Annotated in this window: 21 protein-coding genes; 19 read left to right on the forward strand and 2 right to left on the reverse strand. The window is 61.9% G+C overall.

Going from position 1 to position 19,780, the window contains the following annotated elements; genetic code table 11:
• Positions 1-82: 82 nt before the first annotated feature.
• Together V6766_RS01470 and V6766_RS01475 are read left to right on the forward strand one after the other, a co-directional pair.
• Positions 83-1,090 carry a class I SAM-dependent methyltransferase gene (locus tag V6766_RS01470; protein WP_448462913.1) on the forward strand — a complete coding sequence of 336 codons (1,008 nt, stop codon included), beginning with the start codon at positions 83-85 and terminating at the stop codon, positions 1,088-1,090.
• A complete protein-coding gene (locus V6766_RS01475) occupies positions 1,087-1,482 on the forward strand; it encodes a bleomycin resistance protein (protein WP_448462915.1) in 396 nt (131 codons plus the stop codon). Before V6766_RS01470 ends, V6766_RS01475 begins: the two co-directional genes overlap by 4 nt.
• A 21-nt stretch (positions 1,483-1,503) precedes the next feature.
• On the opposite strand, the gene V6766_RS01480 is transcribed toward V6766_RS01475, so the two are convergent.
• Together V6766_RS01480 and V6766_RS01485 are read right to left on the reverse strand one after the other, a co-directional pair.
• A complete protein-coding gene (locus V6766_RS01480; RefSeq protein WP_448462917.1) occupies positions 1,504-1,710 on the reverse strand; it encodes a DUF1737 domain-containing protein in 207 nt (68 codons plus the stop codon).
• Positions 1,707-2,615, reverse strand: coding sequence for an HpcH/HpaI aldolase/citrate lyase family protein (locus tag V6766_RS01485; protein ID WP_448462919.1), 909 nt, complete (start codon positions 2,613-2,615; stop codon positions 1,707-1,709). The genes V6766_RS01480 and V6766_RS01485 overlap by 4 nt, the downstream gene beginning before the upstream one ends.
• Before the next feature lie 160 nt (positions 2,616-2,775).
• Here V6766_RS01485 and V6766_RS01490 point away from each other — a divergent pair, with 160 nt between their 5' ends.
• The 17 genes from V6766_RS01490 (at position 2,776) to V6766_RS01570 (ending at position 19,728) form a co-directional block, all read left to right on the forward strand.
• Positions 2,776-3,015: a hypothetical protein gene (locus tag V6766_RS01490; protein ID WP_448462921.1), complete on the forward strand. Its 240-nt coding sequence runs from the start codon at positions 2,776-2,778 to the stop codon at positions 3,013-3,015.
• A gap of 157 nt (positions 3,016-3,172) precedes the next feature.
• Entirely contained in the window at positions 3,173-3,778 is a 606-nt protein-coding gene (gene leuD / locus V6766_RS01495) for a 3-isopropylmalate dehydratase small subunit (RefSeq protein ID WP_230719517.1), read from the forward strand.
• Between the two features lie 48 nt (positions 3,779-3,826).
• Positions 3,827-4,477, forward strand: a complete 651-nt coding sequence (locus V6766_RS01500) for a class I SAM-dependent methyltransferase (RefSeq protein ID WP_448463197.1) — start codon at positions 3,827-3,829, stop codon at positions 4,475-4,477.
• 280 nt (positions 4,478-4,757) lie between these two features.
• Entirely contained in the window at positions 4,758-5,150 is a 393-nt protein-coding gene (gene sdhC / locus V6766_RS01505; RefSeq protein ID WP_448462925.1) for a succinate dehydrogenase, cytochrome b556 subunit, read from the forward strand.
• Between the two features lie 10 nt (positions 5,151-5,160).
• Positions 5,161-5,541, forward strand: coding sequence for a succinate dehydrogenase, hydrophobic membrane anchor protein (gene sdhD / locus V6766_RS01510; protein WP_448432142.1), 381 nt, complete (start codon positions 5,161-5,163; stop codon positions 5,539-5,541).
• Between the two features lie 7 nt (positions 5,542-5,548).
• Positions 5,549-7,390 (forward strand): succinate dehydrogenase flavoprotein subunit, encoded by a 1,842-nt coding sequence (sdhA, locus tag V6766_RS01515; protein WP_448462927.1) that lies wholly within the window; start codon positions 5,549-5,551, stop codon positions 7,388-7,390.
• Between the two features lie 53 nt (positions 7,391-7,443).
• Positions 7,444-7,818, forward strand: coding sequence for a virulence factor (locus V6766_RS01520; protein WP_448462929.1), 375 nt, complete (start codon positions 7,444-7,446; stop codon positions 7,816-7,818).
• Complete coding sequence (locus V6766_RS01525; protein ID WP_018062706.1) at positions 7,818-8,597, forward strand: succinate dehydrogenase iron-sulfur subunit; 780 nt, start codon at positions 7,818-7,820, stop codon at positions 8,595-8,597. The genes V6766_RS01520 and V6766_RS01525 overlap by 1 nt, the downstream gene beginning before the upstream one ends.
• A gap of 245 nt (positions 8,598-8,842) precedes the next feature.
• Positions 8,843-9,427 (forward strand): protease inhibitor Inh/omp19 family protein, encoded by a 585-nt coding sequence (locus V6766_RS01530; protein ID WP_448462931.1) that lies wholly within the window; start codon positions 8,843-8,845, stop codon positions 9,425-9,427.
• Positions 9,428-9,517: 90 nt separating this feature from the next.
• Positions 9,518-10,672 carry a cell division protein ZapE gene (gene zapE, locus V6766_RS01535; protein ID WP_448462933.1) on the forward strand — a complete coding sequence of 385 codons (1,155 nt, stop codon included), beginning with the start codon at positions 9,518-9,520 and terminating at the stop codon, positions 10,670-10,672.
• 175 nt (positions 10,673-10,847) lie between these two features.
• Positions 10,848-11,810, forward strand: coding sequence for a malate dehydrogenase (gene mdh, locus V6766_RS01540; RefSeq protein ID WP_230719507.1), 963 nt, complete (start codon positions 10,848-10,850; stop codon positions 11,808-11,810).
• 29 nt (positions 11,811-11,839) lie between these two features.
• Complete coding sequence (sucC, locus tag V6766_RS01545; protein ID WP_448462935.1) at positions 11,840-13,036, forward strand: ADP-forming succinate--CoA ligase subunit beta; 1,197 nt, start codon at positions 11,840-11,842, stop codon at positions 13,034-13,036.
• A gap of 6 nt (positions 13,037-13,042) precedes the next feature.
• Positions 13,043-13,948 carry a succinate--CoA ligase subunit alpha gene (gene sucD, locus V6766_RS01550; protein ID WP_230719505.1) on the forward strand — a complete coding sequence of 302 codons (906 nt, stop codon included), beginning with the start codon at positions 13,043-13,045 and terminating at the stop codon, positions 13,946-13,948.
• A gap of 159 nt (positions 13,949-14,107) precedes the next feature.
• Positions 14,108-17,092 carry a 2-oxoglutarate dehydrogenase E1 component gene (locus tag V6766_RS01555; protein ID WP_448462938.1) on the forward strand — a complete coding sequence of 995 codons (2,985 nt, stop codon included), beginning with the start codon at positions 14,108-14,110 and terminating at the stop codon, positions 17,090-17,092.
• Between the two features lie 96 nt (positions 17,093-17,188).
• The gene (odhB, locus tag V6766_RS01560) at positions 17,189-18,433 is read left to right on the forward strand and encodes a 2-oxoglutarate dehydrogenase complex dihydrolipoyllysine-residue succinyltransferase (RefSeq protein ID WP_448462940.1); all 1,245 of its coding nucleotides are present in this window, start codon (positions 17,189-17,191) and stop codon (positions 18,431-18,433) included.
• Positions 18,434-18,459: 26 nt separating this feature from the next.
• A complete protein-coding gene (locus V6766_RS01565) occupies positions 18,460-19,074 on the forward strand; it encodes a LysE family translocator (RefSeq protein WP_448462942.1) in 615 nt (204 codons plus the stop codon).
• A gap of 15 nt (positions 19,075-19,089) precedes the next feature.
• Positions 19,090-19,728, forward strand: a complete 639-nt coding sequence (locus V6766_RS01570) for a LysE family transporter (protein ID WP_448462944.1) — start codon at positions 19,090-19,092, stop codon at positions 19,726-19,728.
• The last annotated feature ends 52 nt before the right edge of the window (positions 19,729-19,780 follow it).

Genomic DNA, 19,780 nt, shown 5'->3' on the forward strand with positions numbered 1-19,780 from the left:
GGAGAGATTGATGGAGGGAACCGCAAGGCATTCATTTTCAGGCGTGAGCGTTATGGCTCGCGCCTTTTTCACAGGTAAAATCATGGCCCGCGAGACGCTGAAAACCATTTTCCATCCCTTCGAAAGCGGCACGATCGCCATGCCCGAGGGCGGGCGTTGCCTGTTCCTCGGCGCAGAACCCGGCTACCGCGTGCCGGAGGGCTTTGGCGCTGCGATCGAGGCGGTGCAGCCCTATCGCCCGCATTTCATCGGGCTGGAGCGCGCCCATGCCGATGTCGCGCCGGAAGCGGGCGAGGGGCGTTACGACCTGTCGCTCATTCTGCTCACCAAGCATCGCGGCGAGAACGAGAACCGGATCGCGGAAGCGCTCGCAAAGACCGTGCCCGGCGGCTTCATCGTGATCGCGGGCACCAAGGAAGAGGGCATCCAGTCGCTGCGGAAGCGGCTCGGCCATCTGTTCGCCGATCTCGATTCCATGCCGAAATATCATGGCGTCGCCGTGTGGTTCACCCGCCCGGAGGATCCGTCCGAAGCGATTGAAAAACTCACCCACCCGACGGTCGAGATCGATGGCCGTTTCACCACCGTGCCGGGCCTGTTCTCCCACGACCGGATCGACGAGGGCTCGCGCATTCTCGGCGAGCGCCTGCCGGAGGATTTTTCGGGGCTTGCCGCCGATTTCGGCGCCGGCTGGGGCTATCTTGCCGCGATGCTTGCCGAACGCGCGCCCCGCGCGGAGGCCATCGATCTCTACGAGGCGGATTACCGCGCGCTGGAACGGGCCAAGGTCAACCTGGCAGGCCAGCAGGGCCAGTTCCGCTATTTCTGGCAGGACCTTGCGGGCGAGAAGATCAGGGCGCGCTACGATCTGATCGTAATGAACCCGCCCTTCCATGCCGGAAAGGCGGCCGAGCCCTCCCTCGGCAAGGCGCTGATCAAGGCCGCCTGCGATGCCTTGAAACCCGGCGGACGGCTGCTTCTGGTCGCCAATCGGGGCTTGCCCTATGAACCGGTGCTTGCGGAAAACTGCAAGGAGAGCGGCGAGGACTATCGCAATGCGCGCTTCAAGATCCTCTGGGGCCGCAAATGAGGTTCAACGCTCTCATTCCGGAACTCGGCGTGAGGGATCTTGCGCTGAGCCTCGATTTCTATGTCGGTCTTATCGGCTTCTCGATCGCCTATGACCGCCCGGAGGAGGGCTTTGCCTTTCTCGAGCTTGGCGCCGCTCAACTTATGCTGGACACGATCGGCATGGGGCGAACGATTGGCGATGAGGAGTCAGCACTCGGCGGCGGCATCAACTTCCAGCTCGAGGTGACGGATTTCGACGGCATCGTCGCGCGGCTCGCCAAAGCGAAATGGCCGCTGGTGCTTGGTCCCGAAGAGCGGCGCTATCGAACGCCGAATGGCGAAAGAGGCCAGCGCCAGCTCTGGGTGCGGGACCCGGACGGATATCTGCTCAGGCCGTTTCAGCCGATCTGATCCTTCCGCCCGGGGTGCAGATTACTGTTCGCCAAGCTTCATCGACGGATCGTAATCCTTGCCCTCGACCTCCTTCACCACGGCCTGGCCGCAATAGGTCTTGCCGAGATTGGGATCGAAGGTCAGCGACGGCGCGCCGTGGAGTTCCCAGCCCTTGTTCAGCGCGTCGGTGACGCGGTGGCAGAAGGACGAATCGTCCGGACCTGTGAGGAAGCGGTAGAGTTTCATCGGGTATCCTTTGTCGATTGAATGGCGTCGACCTGCGCCAACAAGGCTTTCGCCTGCTCCAGATGCAGGCGCTCGACCATGCGGCCGTTGAGATCGATGACGTTTAGCGCTTCCGCGCCCGGCTTTGCAAATGCTTCCACGATCGCGCGCGCCTCTGCAATAGCGTCTTCGGACGGGCTGAAATGGCGGTTGGCGGCCTCGATCTGGTTCGGATGGATCAGCATCTTGCCGTCAAACCCCATGGCGGCGCCTTCGGCGCATTCCGCTTCATAGCCAGCCTGATCCGCAAAATCATTGTAGACGCCGTCGATGACGCGGATGCCATAGGCGCGGGCGGCCAGCACGGTCTGCATCAGCCACGGCACGAGATAGGCGCGGCCAGGCGAGGGCGCCACGCCGGTTTCCGCGCGCAGGTCGTTGACGCCGACGACCAGCGCCTCCAGCCGCCCGCCGGCCCGCACATCGGAGAACGCCCCGGCGATGGCCGCAGCATTGACCACGCCTTCCGGCGTCTCGATCATCGCCCAGAGCTTGATCCGCTCCGGCGCGCCGTTTCTCTTCAAAAGCGCGCCCGCCGTGGCGATGGCGGCGACATTGCCGACCTTGGGCAACAGAACGGCATCCGGCTGGCAGGCCAGCACGGTTTTCATGTCCTCGCTGCCGTCTTCCGTGTCGAGCGGGTTCACCCGGATCGCGGTCACGCCTTCGGGCCGGTCCTCACTGTAGAGCCGCTCGAGATTCTCACGCGCCTCGGCCTTCTTGCCCGGCGCCACGGCATCTTCCAGATCGTAGATGATCGCGTCGGCCGCAAGCGTCCTCGACTTTTCCAGCGCGCGGCGGTTGATGGCGGGGACGCTCAGCAGAGAACGCCACAGTTTTATGGAAGTCATGTTTATGGAAGTCATGGCCATATTCCTGACAATTTCGGGACTCACTAGTTTTAGCAGTGCCTGAAAATGATGCTTCGCAAAGTTTTCGTCCGCATTCAATGAGACAAAATGGTCGCTGCCCCTTGCGCAAAGGCCACCGACGCGCCAGATTAACAGGTGTGAAAGGAAACTGATGATGGAAAACATCCGCTCCGTAGTAATGGCAATCGTCGGGCTGGCTGCCGTGGCCTTCGTGACCGTATTTGCTTTTTCCGTTGGTCTGGCGCTGATGGGCGTTCTTGCCGTGCTGACCGTTGCCCGCATGGTTGCCGGCAAGCTTAATCAGGCACCGGTTCCGGTTCGCACCCGCGACTGCCGCCAGAAGGATGGCATGCGTGTGTGGGATGATGGCAAGGGCAAGATCATCGACCTCTGAGAGGTTCGATTTTGCAGTTCGATCGCTTTTCGGGCAGCCCTTGCGGCTGCCTTTTGTTTTCCCTTGCGCGTACCAAAAGGTACAGTTTTCCGTTGAAAGCGGCGTAAAACCGCTATAGAGCGATGGCAAGCTCAATAGAATCTGCCGAGGATGTCCCATGGAAAAATTTGTCAAGCTGACGGGTGTTGCCGCGCCGCTGCCTGTGGTCAATGTCGATACCGACATGATCATTCCCAAGGATTATCTGAAGACGATCAAGCGCACCGGTCTCGGCGTCGGGCTTTTCGCCGAGGCGCGCTACAATCAGGACGGTTCGGAAAATCCGGATTTCGTTTTGAACAAGCCCGCTTATCGCGACGCCAAGATTCTCGTGGCCGGCGACAATTTCGGCTGCGGCTCCTCGCGTGAACACGCGCCGTGGGCGCTGGCCGATTTCGGCATTCGCTGCGTGATTTCCACCAGCTTCGCTGACATCTTCTACAATAACTGCTTCAAGAACGGCATTCTGCCGATTATCGTTTCGCCGCAGGAGCTGGAGAAGCTGATGGACGACGCCGAGCGCGGGTCCAACGCGGTTCTGACGGTCGATCTGGAGAACCAGGAAATCACCGGTCCCGATGGCGGTTCGATCAAGTTCGAACTCGACGCCTTCAAGCGCCACTGCCTGCTGAACGGCCTCGACGACATCTCGCTGACGCTCGAAAAGAGCGACAATATCGCCAGCTACGAAAACAAGCTCGCGGCCGAGCGCCCCTGGGCCTGATTTTGCGCCTTTCTCCCGGTCACGGCCGGGAGAAGCTTTTCCATGCGCATGAACAACCCAAAAGCCTTCATTCTCGAAAATACTGAAATCCTGGCCCCGCCGCATGTTCCGGAAATCCGACTGCGGCTGGCGAGCGAGGTGCACGACCTTTGGCAGAAGACCGAGAGCGAGCTTGAGGCAATCGGCCTGCCGCCGCCGTTCTGGGCCTTTGCCTGGGCGGGTGGGCAGGGGCTGGCGCGTTATGTGCTGGATCGTCCTGACTGTGTGGCCGGCAAGCGGGTCATCGATTTCGCCAGCGGCTCCGGACTGGTGGCGATCGCCGCGGCCAAGGCGGGTGCTGCCTCTGTTCTCGCATCCGATATCGATCCGTTTTCGGGCGTTGCCGTGAAGCTCAATGCCGAGCTGAACAATGTCGCGCTCAGCTTTACCAGCCAGAATCTGATGGAGACCACGCCGGATTGCGACGTGCTGCTTGCCGGCGATGTGTTCTACGATGCCCAATGGGCGGCGGCGCTGCTGCCCTGGTTAGAGCGGCTGACGGCGCGCGGCATCACCATTCTCGTCGGCGATCCCGGACGGGCCTATTGCCCGAAGGAACGGCTGGAGCGGCTTGCCGAGTACCAGGTGCCGGTCACGCGCGTGCTGGAGGACAGCGAGGTTAAGCGGACCACGGTCTGGCGCTTCATCGGATGCACCTAAGTCGTCAAATATGAGTTCTGCACTCATATTAACCGCTTGAAATTCCACGACCCGGATGGACTTGTTGACAAAAGCATGCGATTTTCCGGGCCCGATAAACGGTCTTTTTCAATCCGCTTGCTGTCAAACCGATTAAATCGGGACGGGCGGAGCGAATGGACTTGTCGCGGCCGTTTGCGGTGGCTACACCACCCGTGAACGTCGGTTGCGTCCGGCTCTGGTTGCCGGGCGACGCCGAATGCATAATTGCCGCGTCCTATAGAACGCCTGCGAGGTTTTGATGGCCACTCCGACCAGCAACCGGCCCCTATCGCCGCATCTTCAAGTCTACCGGTTCATTCCGACGATGGCGATGTCGATCATCCACCGCATCACCGGCGGCGCGATGTATTTCGGCACGATCCTGCTTGTCGCCTGGCTGGTCTCGGCGGCCATGGGCAAGGAAGCCTTCGATTGCGTGAGCTGGTTCTTCGGTTCCTGGCTCGGGCTTTTGATCCTGTTCGGCTACACCTGGGCGCTGGTGCATCATCTGCTCGGGGGCCTTCGCCATTTCGCCTGGGATCTCGGTCATGGTCTCGGCAAGGAATTCACCACGAAGATGGCGATCGCGCTGCCCTTCGTGTCGGTCGCGGTCACGGTCCTTCTGTGGATCGTCGGGCTTCTGGTCTGGTAAGGAGAGCACCATGGATATGCGTACACCGCTGAAAAAGGTTCGCGGTCTCGGCTCCGCCAAGGAAGGCACACATCATTTCTGGATGCAGCGGATGACGGCCGTCGCGCTCGTGCCGCTGTTCGTCCTGTTCATCATCTTCATCATTGCCCATATCGGCGCGCCGTATGAAGAGGTGGTGGCGAGCCTCGCCAATCCCTTCATCGCCGTGCTGATGGGCCTGATGATCGTCGCCGGCCTCGTGCATATGCGCATCGGCATGCAGGAAATCATCGACGACTACATCCATGGCGAGGTGCTGAAGCTCCTCGCGGTGATGGCGAACACCTTCTTCACCGTGCTGATCGGCGGGCTCTGTCTGTTCGCCATCCTGAAAATCGCGTTTGTAGGATAATATTCACATGGCTAATCCTTCTTCCCCCGCCGCCAATGGCAAGGCCTATGAATATGTCGACCACGCCTATGACGTGATCGTGGTCGGCGCCGGCGGTTCCGGCCTGCGCGCCACGCTCGGCATGGCCGAGCAGGGCTTCAAGACCGCCTGCATCACCAAGGTGTTCCCGACCCGCTCGCACACCGTTGCCGCACAGGGCGGCATCGCCGCCTCGCTGCAGAACATGACGCCCGATTGCTGGCAGTGGCATCTCTACGACACCGTCAAGGGCTCCGACTGGCTCGGCGATGTCGACGCCATGCAGTATCTCGCCATGGAAGCGCCGCAGGCGGTCTATGAGCTGGAGCATTACGGCGTGCCGTTCTCCCGTAACGAAGAGGGCAAGATTTACCAGCGCCCCTTCGGCGGCCACATGCAGAATTACGGCGAAGGCCCGCCGGTGCAGCGCACCTGCGCCGCCGCCGACCGCACCGGCCACGCCATCCTGCACACGCTTTACGGCCAGTCCCTGCGCAACAACGCCGAGTTCTTCATCGAATATTTCGCGATCGACCTGATCATGAGCGAAGACGGGACCTGCACCGGCGTGGTCGCCTGGAACCTCGATGACGGCACGATCCACCGCTTCGCCGCCAAAATGGTGGTGCTGGCGACCGGCGGTTACGGCCGCACCTATTTCTCGGCCACCTCCGCGCATACCTGCACCGGCGATGGCGCCGGTATGATCGCGCGCGCCGGCCTGCCGCTGCAGGACATGGAATTCGTCCAGTTCCACCCGACCGGCATTTATGGCGCGGGCTGCCTGATCACCGAGGGCGCGCGCGGCGAGGGCGGCTATCTTGTCAATTCCGAGGGCGAGCGCTTCATGGAGCGCTATGCGCCGTCGGCGAAGGACCTCGCCTCGCGCGATGTGGTCTCGCGCTGCATGACGATGGAAATCCGTGAAGGCCGCGGCGTCGGCAAGAACAAGGATCACATCTTCCTGCATCTCGACCATCTCGATCCCGCGGTGCTCGCGGAGCGCCTGCCGGGGATTTCGGAGAGCGCCAAGATTTTCGCCGGCGTCGATGTCACCCGCGAGCCGATTCCGGTGCTGCCGACCGTCCACTACAATATGGGCGGCATCCCGACGAACTATTTTGGCGAAGTTCTGAACGCTGACGGCGACAATCCCGAGCGTCTCGCGCCCGGCCTGATGGCCGTCGGCGAGGCGGGCTGCGCCTCGGTGCACGGCGCCAACCGTCTTGGCTCCAACTCGCTGATCGACCTTGTGGTCTTCGGCCGCGCCGCCGCGATCCGCGCCGGCCAGGTGATCGACCGCGAGGCGTCGATCCCGGCGCTCAACATCGAAGCCTGCGACAGGATCATGGCCCGCTTCGACAAGACCCGCCACGCCTCCGGCTCGCAGCCGACGGCGGTGCTGCGCGACAAGATGCAGCGCGCCATGCAGGAAGAGGCGGCCGTGTTCCGCACCCAGGAAACGCTGGAGGAAGGCTGCCGCCGGATTTCGGAAATCTGGAAGGAACTGCCGGACGTCAAGGTCACCGACCGCTCGATGATCTGGAACTCCGACCTGGTCGAGACGCTGGAACTGCAGAATCTGATGGCCTGCGCGATCACCACTGTCTACGGCGCGGAAGCCCGCAAGGAAAGCCGTGGCGCGCATGCCCGCGAGGACTATGCCGACGGCCCGTTCGCCGGCCGCGACGACGAGAACTGGCGCAAGCACACGCTCGCCTGGGTCAACGAGGCCGGCGACGTCAAGCTTGACTACCGCCCGGTCCACACCGACCTCATCGCCGACGGCATCGACATCAAGAAGATCGCGCCCAAGGCGCGGGTGTACTGATGGCAGGTTGGCCGTCAACAAATATGCTATAATGGCGGTGAAAGGACACCGCCATGAACGTGATCGGACATAACAGCAGAGTACCGCCGGTTTCGAAGGGGCGCTCCATGTATGCGATTGTTTTCGACCTCGATACCAACAGCCTCAAGGAAGTTTATCCGGGGCAGTCGTGGAACAACGCCTACTATGAAATTCGCAGCTTTCTGGCGGACCGTGGCTTTGGCTGGCAGCAGGGCAGCACCTATTTTGGGGATGACAGCGTCGATGCCGTGGGCTGTGTGTTGACGATCCAGGAACTGACGGATGGTTTCGACTGGTTCGCGGCTTCTGTTCGCGACATTCGAATGCTGCGTATCGAAGAAAACAACGACCTGATGCCGGCCGTTGAGCGCGCTTCGGCGAAGAAAACAGGAAAAGGCAAAGCCTGATGGTTGAATTCACGCTTCCCAAGAACTCGAAGATCAAGACCGGCAAGACCTGGCCGAAGCCGGAGGGCGCTTCCAATCTTCGGGAGTTCAAGATCTACCGCTGGAACCCGGATACCGGCGAGAACCCCTCGATCGACACCTATTTCATCGATCTCGATGATTGCGGGCCGATGGTTCTCGATGCGCTCTTGTACATCAAGAACAATATCGATCCGACGCTGACGCTGCGCCGCTCCTGTCGCGAGGGCATCTGCGGGTCGTGCGCAATGAATATCGACGGCACCAACACGCTCGCCTGCACCAAGGGCATGGACGACATCAAGGGCGCGGTGAAGATCTATCCGCTACCGCACATGCCGGTGGTGAAGGACCTGGTGCCGGATCTCAACAATTTCTACGCCCAGCACCGCTCCATCGAGCCCTGGCTGAAGACGGTTTCGCCGCCGCCGGCGAAGGAATGGAAGCAGAGCCATGAGGACCGCGTTAAGCTCGACGGGCTTTACGAATGCATCCTGTGCGCCTGCTGCTCTACCTCCTGTCCGTCCTATTGGTGGAACGGCGACCGCTATCTCGGCCCGGCCGTGCTGCTGCAGGCCTATCGCTGGCTGATCGACAGTCGCGATGAGGCAACCGGCGAGCGGCTCGACAATCTGGAAGACCCCTTCCGGCTCTATCGCTGCCACACCATCATGAACTGCACCCAGGCCTGTCCGAAGGGGCTCAACCCCGCCAAGGCGATTGCCGGCATCAAGAAGATGATGGTCGAGCGTTCTGTCTGATCGTTCGTTCGGGCGTTGCGGTTTCTTACGGCGCTTACGCAATCGTGAAGCCGGTTCAGGCTCCGACGTGGTTGCGCTTTCGGGTGAATGTAGTGTAGCCCTTGCCGGATTGGACTTGCGCACGATATGATTGCCGACAGGTCCGGTCGTCTCCTCGCTCTCTTTGCGTGGCGGGCAGGCAGGCACTTTGAAGCTGTGCAACGGGGCTGTGCCCCATTGCGCCAGAGGAGCAGGAGTTCGGGTTGATGGTTCACAAGGTTTTGGTGGTCGCGGCAGTGACCGGGGTTCTGGCCCTCAGCGCATGTCAGCGGACGACCTATGATTATTCTCCGCCGGCGCCTCCGCCGCCGCAGCCGCTGACCCCGGCGCCCGCCGGCCAGGTGCAGAGCGGCACGCTCCCGCCGCCTGCTGGCGCGACTGCGACCGGCACCTACGGCACGACCCAGCCGGGCACGACTGATATGACCACCGGGCAGTATCCGGCAGCACCGGGTGCTCCGACCGAAACGGCTGGCGGCATGGGCACGGTTGCCGCACCGGCAGGCGCGGTGCCGGTCTCCAACTCAGCGCTTGTGGGAAGCTGGAAGGTCAGCGAAGGCGGCGTTTCCTGCGACATGTTCCTGACGCTGACCAATCTCGGCGAAGGCCTGCGCGGCGGCACGCGCGGTTGCACCGGCGGGCTTTCGACCATGAAGTCCTGGGGCATCAATGGCGATCAGGTCGTGCTCAACGATGCCAATGGCTATGCCATCGCCAGGCTCTACAAGACCGCCGACAATCGCATCGAAGGCACCAGCAGTTCCGGCCAGCAGGTTGTGCTGAGCCGCTGACGAAAAGGGCCCGGACGGGCCCTTTTTTCTGTCTTCCGGCAGGCCTTATCGTTGTGCTCGCCAAGAGAATCCCCAAAACCGGAAATATTGATGGCTGCGACCGTGACCGCGCGCCTGCAGGCGCTGACTGACGACAAGACACTGAGCCCGGACGAAGCGCAGCGCGCCGTGGCGGCCGAACTCGACACGGTGCTGGAAGGTCTGCAGGCCGCGCCGTCGCGGCGGAAGGGCAAGCTGCTGTCGCGGCTCTTCAACGGCGGCAAGAGCGCCGGACCGCTGACTCGAGGGCTCTATATTCACGGCAGCGTCGGGCGCGGCAAGACCATGCTGATGGACATGTTCTTCGAGCTTGCGCCGATTGCGGACAAGCGCCGCGCCCATTTCTTTGCCTTCATGGCCGATGTGCAGGACAGGCTGAACGCCTATCGCCGCAAGCTGAAAGCCGGCGAGGTGAAGGAGGCGGATCCGATCGGCCCGGTGGCCGACGAGATCATCGCCGAAAACCGGCTTCTGTGCTTCGACGAATTCACCGTCACCGACATCGCCGACGCCATGATCCTGTCGCGGCTGTTTTCGGCGCTGTTTGCGCGCGGATGCGTGCTGGTGGCGACCTCCAATGTGGCGCCTGACGACCTCTACAAGGATGGTCTGAACCGCGGCCTGTTCCTGCCCTTCATCGATGTGCTGAAAGAGAATGTCACGGTAACGACACTCGACTCTGCTACCGACTACCGCATGGAGAAGTTCGAGGGCCGTCCGGTCTACCTGACCCCGCTTGACGAGAAGACGGCGGCGCGGATGGACGAGAACTGGAACCTCTTGACCGGCGGCAGGCAAGGGGAGGCCGACGAGATCGAAATGCGCGGGCGCGTGCTGCATGTGCCAAGGGCCTGTGGCGAGGTGGCCCGGTTCACCTTCGACGACCTCTGCAAGAAGCCGCTCGGGGCAACGGACTATATGGCGATTGCGAAGCGCTACCGCACCGTGTTCATCGACGGGGTGCCGGTGCTCGGCAGCGATAGCCGCAATGAAATCAAGCGCTTCATCATGCTGATCGATACGCTCTACGATCAGACGATCCGCACGGTGATTTCGGCGGCGGCGATGCCGGAGGAACTTCTGCCCGAGCGCAAGGGCCGCGAGGGCTTTGAATTCGACCGCACCGCCTCGCGGCTTTTCGAGATGCGCAGCACGGATTACCTTGCAGCGCACAAGAAAAAGTGGGTCGCAAATGCGGCGGAATGACGATCACGTCTTTTTGAATTCTTACCTATACGTCAATTAAAATATATATAACCGATTGAAAATATTGGCCTCGGAAAAACCGGTTGAAAAACACCCGGATAGGGGCTATCCCAACTTGCGACATGGGCAGGCTTTGCGGCGTGCTCGGAAATGGATTTTTCAGAGGATATAGTTCATGGCGCGCAATAAAATCGCATTGATCGGTTCGGGCATGATCGGGGGCACGCTCGCGCATCTCGCCGGGCTCAAGGAACTGGGCGACGTCGTCCTGTTCGATATCGCGGACGGCCTGCCGCAGGGCAAGGCGCTCGACATCGCCGAATCCTCGCCGGTTGACGGCTTTGACGCCAAGCTTTCCGGCGCATCCGATTATTCCGCCATCGCCGGCGCCGATGTCTGCATCGTCACCGCCGGCGTGCCGCGCAAGCCCGGCATGAGCCGCGACGACCTGCTCGGCATCAACCTGAAGGTCATGGAAGCCGTCGGCGCGGGCATCGCGCAGCACGCGCCGAACGCCTTCGTCATCTGCATCACCAACCCGCTCGACGCCATGGTCTGGGCGCTGCAGAAGTTCTCCGGCCTTCCGGCGAACAAGGTCGTTGGCATGGCCGGCGTTCTCGACTCGGCCCGTTTCCGCTACTTCCTCGCCGAGGAGTTCAATGTTTCGGTTGAAGATGTCACCGCCTTCGTTCTCGGCGGCCACGGCGACACCATGGTGCCCGTCGCGCAGTATTCGACGGTTGCCGGCATTCCGCTGCCCGATCTGGTCAAGATGGGCTGGACCACCCAGGAAAAGCTCGACGCCATCATCACCCGCACCCGCGGCGGCGGCGGCGAAATTGTTGCCCTGCTGAAGAACGGCTCGGCCTATTACGCCCCTGCCGCTTCCGCCATCGCCATGGCCGAAAGCTACCTCAAGGACAAGAAGCGCGTCATGCCGGCCGCCGCTCACTTGACCGGCGAATACGGCGTTGACGGCATGTATGTCGGCGTTCCGATCGTCATCGGCGAGGGCGGTGTCGAGCGCATCGTCGAAATTCCGCTGGAAGGCGAGGACAAGGCCGGCTTCGACAAGTCGGTGGACGCCGTGAAGGGCCTTTGCGATGCCTGCAAGGAAATCGCGCCCTCTCTGAAATAAGCCGCTTTCTCTAAAAGGACGGATATCGAATGAATATTCATGAATATCAGGCCAAGGCTCTGCTCAAGAGCTATGGCGCGCCGGTGGCCGATGGCGTCGCCATCCTGACCAAGGATGAAGTCGACGCCGCCGTGGCGAAGCTTCCCGGCCCGCTTTACGTGGTCAAGAGCCAGATCCATGCCGGCGGCCGCGGCAAGGGCAAGTTCAAGGAACTCGGCCCCGATGCCAAGGGCGGCGTTCGTCTGGCGAAGTCGGCGGACGAAGTGAAGGCGTTTGTGGACGAGATGCTCGGCAACACGCTGGTGACCAAGCAGACCGGCCCCGCCGGCAAGCAGGTCAACCGCCTCTATATCGAGGACGGCGCCGATATTGACCGCGAACTCTACTGCTCGCTGCTCGTCGACCGCTCGGTCGGCCGCGTCGCCTTCGTGGTTTCTACTGAAGGCGGCATGGATATCGAGACGGTCGCCGAGGAAACCCCCGACAAGATCGTCACCGTGGCGATTGATCCCGACACCGGCGTCACCGCCTCCGACGTCAAGACGCTCTGCGAGGCGCTGAAGCTCGAGGGCGATGCGGCGAAGGACGCCGAGCGCCTGTTCCCGATCCTCTACAAGGCCTTTGTCGAAAAGGACATGAGCCTGCTCGAGATCAACCCTCTGATCGTCATGGAAAACGGCCATCTGCGCGTTCTCGACGCCAAGGTCTCCTTCGACGGCAACGCGCTGTTCCGCCACGACGATGTCCGCGCGCTGCGCGACACGACGGAAGAGGACGCCAAGGAAATCGAGGCTTCCAAATACGATCTCGCCTATGTCGCGCTCGACGGGAACATCGGCTGCATGGTCAATGGCGCGGGCCTTGCCATGGCGACCATGGACATCATCAAGCTCTATGGCGCAGAACCGGCCAACTTCCTCGATGTCGGCGGCGGCGCATCCAAGGAAAAGGTCACGGCAGCCTTCAAGATCATTACCGCCGATCCGGCCGTGAAGGGCATTCTGGTCAACATCTTTGGCGGCATCATGCGCTGCGACGTCATCGCCGAAGGCGTGATTGCGGCCGTCAAGGAAGTCGGCCTCAAGGTGCCGCTGGTTGTCCGCCTCGAAGGCACCAATGTCGAACTCGGCAAGAAGATCATCAACGAGAGTGGCCTCAACGTCATCTCCGCCGACGATCTCGACGACGCGGCCCAGAAAATCGTTTCGGCCGTGAAGGAGGCCTGAGTACCCATGTCCATTCTGGTCAACAAAGACACCAAGGTTCTGGTTCAGGGCCTCACCGGCAAGACCGGCACCTTCCACACCGAGCAGGCCCTTGCCTATTACGGCACCAAGATGGTCGGCGGCATCCACCCCAAGAAGGGCGGTTCCGAATGGTCCTCCGGCGTTGACGGCACCAATCTGCCGATCTTTGCCTCGGTTGCCGAGGGCAAGGAAAAGACCGGCGCCGATGCATCCGTGATCTACGTTCCGCCGGCAGGCGCTGGCGCTGCGATCCTGGAAGCGATCGAGGCTGAAATTCCCCTGATCGTCTGCATCACCGAAGGCATTCCGGTGGCCGACATGGTCAAGGTCAAGGCGAAGCTCGACAAGTCGAAGTCGCGTCTGATCGGCCCGAACTGCCCGGGCGTTCTGACGCCGGAAGAATGCAAGATCGGCATCATGCCGGGCTCGATCTTCAAGAAGGGCTCCGTCGGCGTTCTGTCGCGTTCCGGCACGCTCACCTATGAAGCCGTGTTCCAGACCACCAATGAAGGCCTCGGCCAGACCACGGCCGTCGGCATTGGCGGCGACCCGGTCAAGGGCACCGAGTTCATCGACATGCTGGAAATGTTCCTGGCCGACGATGCCACCCAGTCGATCATCATGATCGGCGAAATCGGCGGTTCTGCAGAGGAAGAAGCAGCCCAGTTCCTCAAGGACGAGGCCAAGAAGGGCCGCAAGAAGCCGATGGTTGGCTTCATCGCGGGCCGCACCGCTCCTCCCGGCCGCACCATGGGCCATGCCGGCGCCGTGATTTCCGGCGGCAAGGGCGGCGCTGAAGACAAGATCGAGGCGATGGAATCGGCAGGCATCACCGTGTCGCCGTCTCCGGCGCGTCTCGGCAAGACGCTGGTTGAAGTCCTGAAGGGCTGATCCAGTTCAGAAAGATGTCGTGGCGGCCGGCGGGCCGCCACCAAAAAAACCTTTTACTCGTGATGTCACGCGGCTGAACGGAATTTCAGAGGGTGGACCGGCGTGAGGCCGGTTTCACCGTTTCAAGCGGGAGGCGGGCGAATTCGTCCGCGCGTGCACATGTCCAGGCAAGAAGCCAACGAACAATTTCTCCTGACCTCGTTTCTCGATGGGGCGAATGCCACCTATATCGAGCATCTTTACGCGGCCTATGAGGATGATCCGAATTCGGTTTCGGAAGAATGGCGCGATTTCTTCAAGGCGCTCGGTGATGATCCGGACGCGGTGAGGAAGGCTGCCGAAGGCGCGTCCTGGAAAAAGGACAACTGGCCGGTCAAGCCCGCCGACGAGCTGACTGCCGCCCTTGACGGCAATTGGGGCGATGTCGAGCGCGTTGTGGAAAAGAAGCTCACCGCCAAGGCTGCCGCCGAAGGCACCGCCCTTTCCGGCGAGGAAGTGCTGCGCGCCACCCGAGATTCCGTGCGCGCGCTTATGATGATCCGCGCCTTCCGCATGCGCGGCCATCTGCACGCCCATCTCGATCCGCTCGGTCTCGCCGGCATGGCGGACGACGATTACAACGAGTTGTCGCCGCAGGCCTACGGCTTCACCGAAGCCGATTTCGACCGTCCGATCTTCATCGACAATGTTCTGGGGCTGGAATACGCCACGATCCCGGAAATGGTCGATATCCTGACCCGCACCTACTGTTCGACGCTCGGCGTCGAATTCATGCACATCTCCAACCCGGAGGAGAAGGCCTGGATTCAGGAGAGGATCGAAGGCCCCGAAAAGAGCATCACCTTCACCGAGAACGGCAAGAAGGCGATCCTGCAGAAGCTTGTAGAGGCCGAGGGCTTCGAGAAGTTTCTGGACGTCAAGTACAAGGGCACCAAGCGTTTCGGCCTTGATGGCGGTGAATCGCTGATCCCGGCGATGGAGCAGATCATCAAGCGCGGCGGTTCGCTGGGCCTGAAGGAAATCGTGCTCGGCATGCCGCATCGCGGCCGCCTCAACGTGCTCTCCCAGGTGATGGCCAAGACCCATCGCGCGATCTTCCACGAGTTCAAGGGCGGTTCGTTCAAGCCTGACGACGTCGAGGGTTCGGGCGACGTGAAGTACCATCTCGGCGCTTCCTCCGACCGCGAATTCGACGGCAACAATGTTCACCTGTCGCTGACGGCAAACCCCTCGCATCTGGAAATCGTCGATCCGGTGGTGATGGGCAAGGCCCGCGCCAAGCAGGATATCCTCGCCACCCAGCGCGAGGGCGAGATCGTGCCGCTGTCCGAGCGCGCCAAGGTGATGCCGCTTCTGCTGCACGGCGATGCGGCCTTTGCCGGCCAGGGTGTCGTTGCGGAAGTGCTCGGCCTTTCCGGCCTGCGCGGCCATCGCGTCGCCGGCACGGTGCATTTCATCGTCAACAACCAGATCGGCTTCACCACCAACCCGGCCTTCTCGCGCTCCTCGCCCTATCCGTCGGATGTGGCGAAGATGATCGAGGCGCCGATCTTCCACGTCAATGGCGACGATCCGGAAGCGGTGGTCTATGCCGCCAAGATCGCGACCGAGTTCCGGATGAAGTTCCACAAGCCGGTCGTCATCGACATGTTCTGTTATCGCCGCTTCGGCCATAACGAGGGCGACGAGCCGTCCTTCACCCAGCCGAAGATGTACAAGGCGATCCGCGGCCACCAGACCGTGACCCAGCTCTATGCCGAGCGGCTGATCAAGGAAGGCCTGATCACCAAGGACGAGTTCGAGCAGATGCTTTCCGACTGGAAGGATTTCCTCGAGCAGGAATTCGAGGCCGGTTCCTCCTACAAGCCGAACAAGGCCGACTGGCTGGACGGCGAGTGGTCGGGTCTGCGCGCCGCCGACAATGCCGATGAGCTGCGCCGCGGCAAGACCTCGGTTCCGATGAAGACGCTCAAGGAAATCGGCAAGAAGCTGACCGAGGTTCCCGAAGGCTTCAACGTGCACCGCACCGTGCAGCGCTTCCTCGACAACCGCGCCAAAATGATCGAGACCGGCGAGGGCATCGACTGGGCCATGGCCGAGGCGCTGGCCTTCGGCGCGCTCTGCCATGAGGGTTTCAAGGTTCGGCTTTCCGGTCAGGATGTCGAGCGCGGCACCTTCTCGCAGCGCCATTCGGTGCTCTACGATCAGGAAACCGAGGAGCGCTATATCCCGCTCCAGCATATCCATCAGGCCCAGGGCCGCTACGAAGTCATCAACTCGATGCTGTCGGAAGAAGCCGTGCTCGGCTTCGAGTATGGCTACTCGCTGGCGCGTCCGAACGCGCTGACGCTGTGGGAAGCGCAGTTCGGCGATTTCGCCAACGGCGCGCAGGTGATCTTCGACCAGTTCATCTCGTCGGGTGAGCGCAAATGGCTGCGCATGTCCGGTCTCGTCTGCCTTCTGCCGCACGGCTATGAGGGGCAGGGGCCGGAACACTCGTCTGCCCGTCTGGAGCGCTGGCTGCAGATGTGCGCCGAGGACAACATGCAGGTCGCCAACTGCACCACGCCGGCCAACTATTTCCACATCCTGCGCCGCCAGCTGAAGCGCGACTTCCGCAAGCCGCTGATCCTGATGACGCCGAAATCGCTGCTGCGCCACAAGCGGGCAACCTCGACGCTGTCGGAAATGGCCGGCGAGACCGCGTTCCACCGTCTGCTGTGGGATGACGCTGTCGAGCACGATACACCGATCAAGCTGGTCAAGGATGCGAAGATCCGCCGCGTGGTTCTGTGCTCGGGCAAGGTCTATTACGACCTGTTCGAGGAGCGCGAGAAGCGCGGCATCAACGACGTCTACCTGCTGCGCGTCGAACAACTCTATCCCTTCCCCGCCAAGGCGCTGATCAACATGCTGTCGCGCTTCAAGAACGCGGAGATGGTATGGTGCCAGGAAGAGCCGAAGAACATGGGCGCATGGTCGTTCATCGAGCCCTATCTGGAATGGGTGCTGACCCATATCGACGCCAAGCATACCAGGGTGCGTTATGCCGGTCGTCCGGCAGCCGCTTCCACGGCCACGGGCCTGATGTCGCGCCATCTGGCGCAGCTCGAGGCCTTCCTGGAAGACGCGCTCGGCGAGTGAATGAGCCTTTCCCAGCATGCCGGACGAGGCGCCCGGCATGCGCAAACCGCCTGAAGGCGTTTTGAAACAGATATTATCAAGATCGGGACTTTTGAAATGGCCACTGAAATCCGCGTTCCCACTTTGGGCGAATCCGTTACCGAGGCGACCGTCGGCACCTGGTACAAGAAGGTCGGCGACGCGGTTGCCGCCGACGAGCCGATCGTCGAGCTTGAAACCGACAAGGTGACCATCGAGGTTCCGGCACCTGCCGCCGGCGTGCTTTCCGAAATCGTTGCCGAAGCCGGCGAGACGGTGGAGCTGAATGCCCTGCTCGGCCAGATCGGCGAGGGCGACGGCGCTGCCGCCAGCGAGAAGAAGGAAGAGAAGCCCAAGGAAGAGGCACCCAAGGCCGAAGCGCCGAAGGAAGAGGCCAAGTCCGAAGAAAAGGCCGAGGGCAAATCCGGCGACATGCCGGCCGCGCCCGCCGCCGCCAAGATGATGGCCGAGAAGAACATCTCGGAAGATCAGGTAGAAGGCTCCGGCAAGCGCGGCCAGATCCTGAAGGGCGACGTGATTGCCGCGGCCGCCAAGGGCACATCGGCTCCGGCCCCGTCGGAAGCAAAGGCCCCGGCCCGCGCCCCGTCCAAGGTCGAGGATGCCGACCGCGAAGAGCGCGTCAAGATGACCCGCCTGCGCCAGACCATCGCCAAGCGGCTGAAGGACGCGCAGAACACGGCCGCGATGCTGACCACCTATAACGAGGTGGACATGACGGCCGTGATGGAGATGCGCTCCAAGTACAAGGACCTGTTCCTGAAGAAGCACGACGTGAAGCTCGGCTTCATGGGCTTCTTCACCAAGGCCGTCTGCCACGCGCTGAAGGAAATCCCGGCGGTGAACGCCGAGATCGACGGCACGGACATCATCTACAAGAACTTCTGCCACATCGGCATGGCCGTTGGCACGGACAAGGGCCTGGTGGTCCCGGTCGTGCGCGATGCCGACCAGATGTCGATCGCCGAGATCGAAGCCGAGATTGCCCGCCTTGCCAAGGCGGCCCGTAGCGGCCAGCTTTCCATGGCGGACATGCAGGGCGGCACTTTCACCATCACCAATGGCGGCGTCTACGGTTCGCTGATGTCCTCGCCGATCCTGAATGCGCCGCAATCCGGCATTCTCGGCATGCACAAGATCCAGGAGCGTCCGATGGCGATCGGCGGTCAGGTCGTCATTCGTCCGATGATGTATCTGGCGCTGTCCTACGACCACCGCATGGTCGACGGTCAGGAAGCGGTGACCTTCCTGGTGCGCGTCAAGGAAACGCTGGAAGATCCCGAACGCCTCGTTCTCGATCTCTGATCAACAGAACCGGGGAGCCGGAAAACATGAGCATCGAATTTCTGATTACGGCGCTGATTGTGGTTCTGGCTCCCGGCACGGGCGTGGTCTACACGCTCGCCACCGGTCTGGCGCAGGGCAGGATGGCAAGCGTGGCGGCCGCCTTCGGCTGCACGCTCGGCATCATTCCGGCAATCCTCGCCTCCGTCTTCGGCCTCGCCGCGCTGTTTCACACCAGCGCGCTTCTGTTCCAGACGGTCAAGTTTGCCGGCGTTGCCTATCTCCTCTATCTCGCCTGGCAGACGCTGAGGGATCGCGGCACGCTCAGGGTTTCCGGAGAGGGGACGCCGCGGCGCAGCCTGTTTGCGATCGTCCGCAACGGCTTTCTGATCAACATCCTGAACCCGAAGCTCTCCGTTTTCTTCCTCGCCTTCCTGCCGCAATTCGTCTCGCCCGCTGCCACGGCACCCGTTCTCGAAATGCTGATGCTGTCGGCCGTGTTCATGGCGATGACCTTTGCCGTCTTCGTTGTCTACGGCCAGTTTTCCGGCCTGATGCGCGACCGGGTGCTGTCGAGCGAACGGGCGATGGCGTGGATGCGGCGGAGCGTGGCGCTGGCCTTTGCGGGGTTCGGCGTTAAACTCGCGCTCAGCAGGCAATAAACCGGGACGCCCTTCATGCAGCATCAATACCTGATTGAGCTTGCGTCACTGATGGCGATCTTCTCCTTCGCCATCGTCGCTCCCGGCGCGGATACCGCGATGATCATCCGGCAGGCGCTGGTGCATGGCAGGCGCTCGGCCGTGTTCAGCAGCTTCGGCGTCGGCACCTCGCTGATGTTCCATGTGAGCTACACGATCATGGGACTGGGGCTGATCATCTCGCAGTCGATCATGGTCTTCAACGTGATCAAATGGGCGGGCGCGGCTTATCTTATCTATCTCGGCATCCAGTCGCTGCGTTCCGGCAAGGTCGATGTTTCGCCCGTCGCGCAAGCCGGCGCAACGGCAAGACAGGGAGCGGGAAAGGCCTTCTCGCTCGGCTTTCTCGCCAACGCGCTGAACCCGAAGCCGGTCTTGTTCTTCCTGTCGATCTTTTCGACCGTGGTCAGCCACGAAACGCCCGCGGCGGTGAAATTCGGCTTTGGCCTCGTCATGGCGACGTGCCTGATCGCATGGTTCGTCGGCGTGTCGCTGTTTTTGACCACGCCGCGCATGCGCTCTGCATACGAAAAGGCGAGCGTCTGGATCAACCGCGCAAGCGGCGCGGTGTTCATCGCCTTCGGCCTGAAGCTGGCAACGGAAAAGGCGGGCTGAGCCGACGACTAGAAATACGGCCATTGGCCGCCAGAAAATACGGTCATGCAGC

Source organism: Martelella sp. AMO21009 (assembly GCF_053484295.1).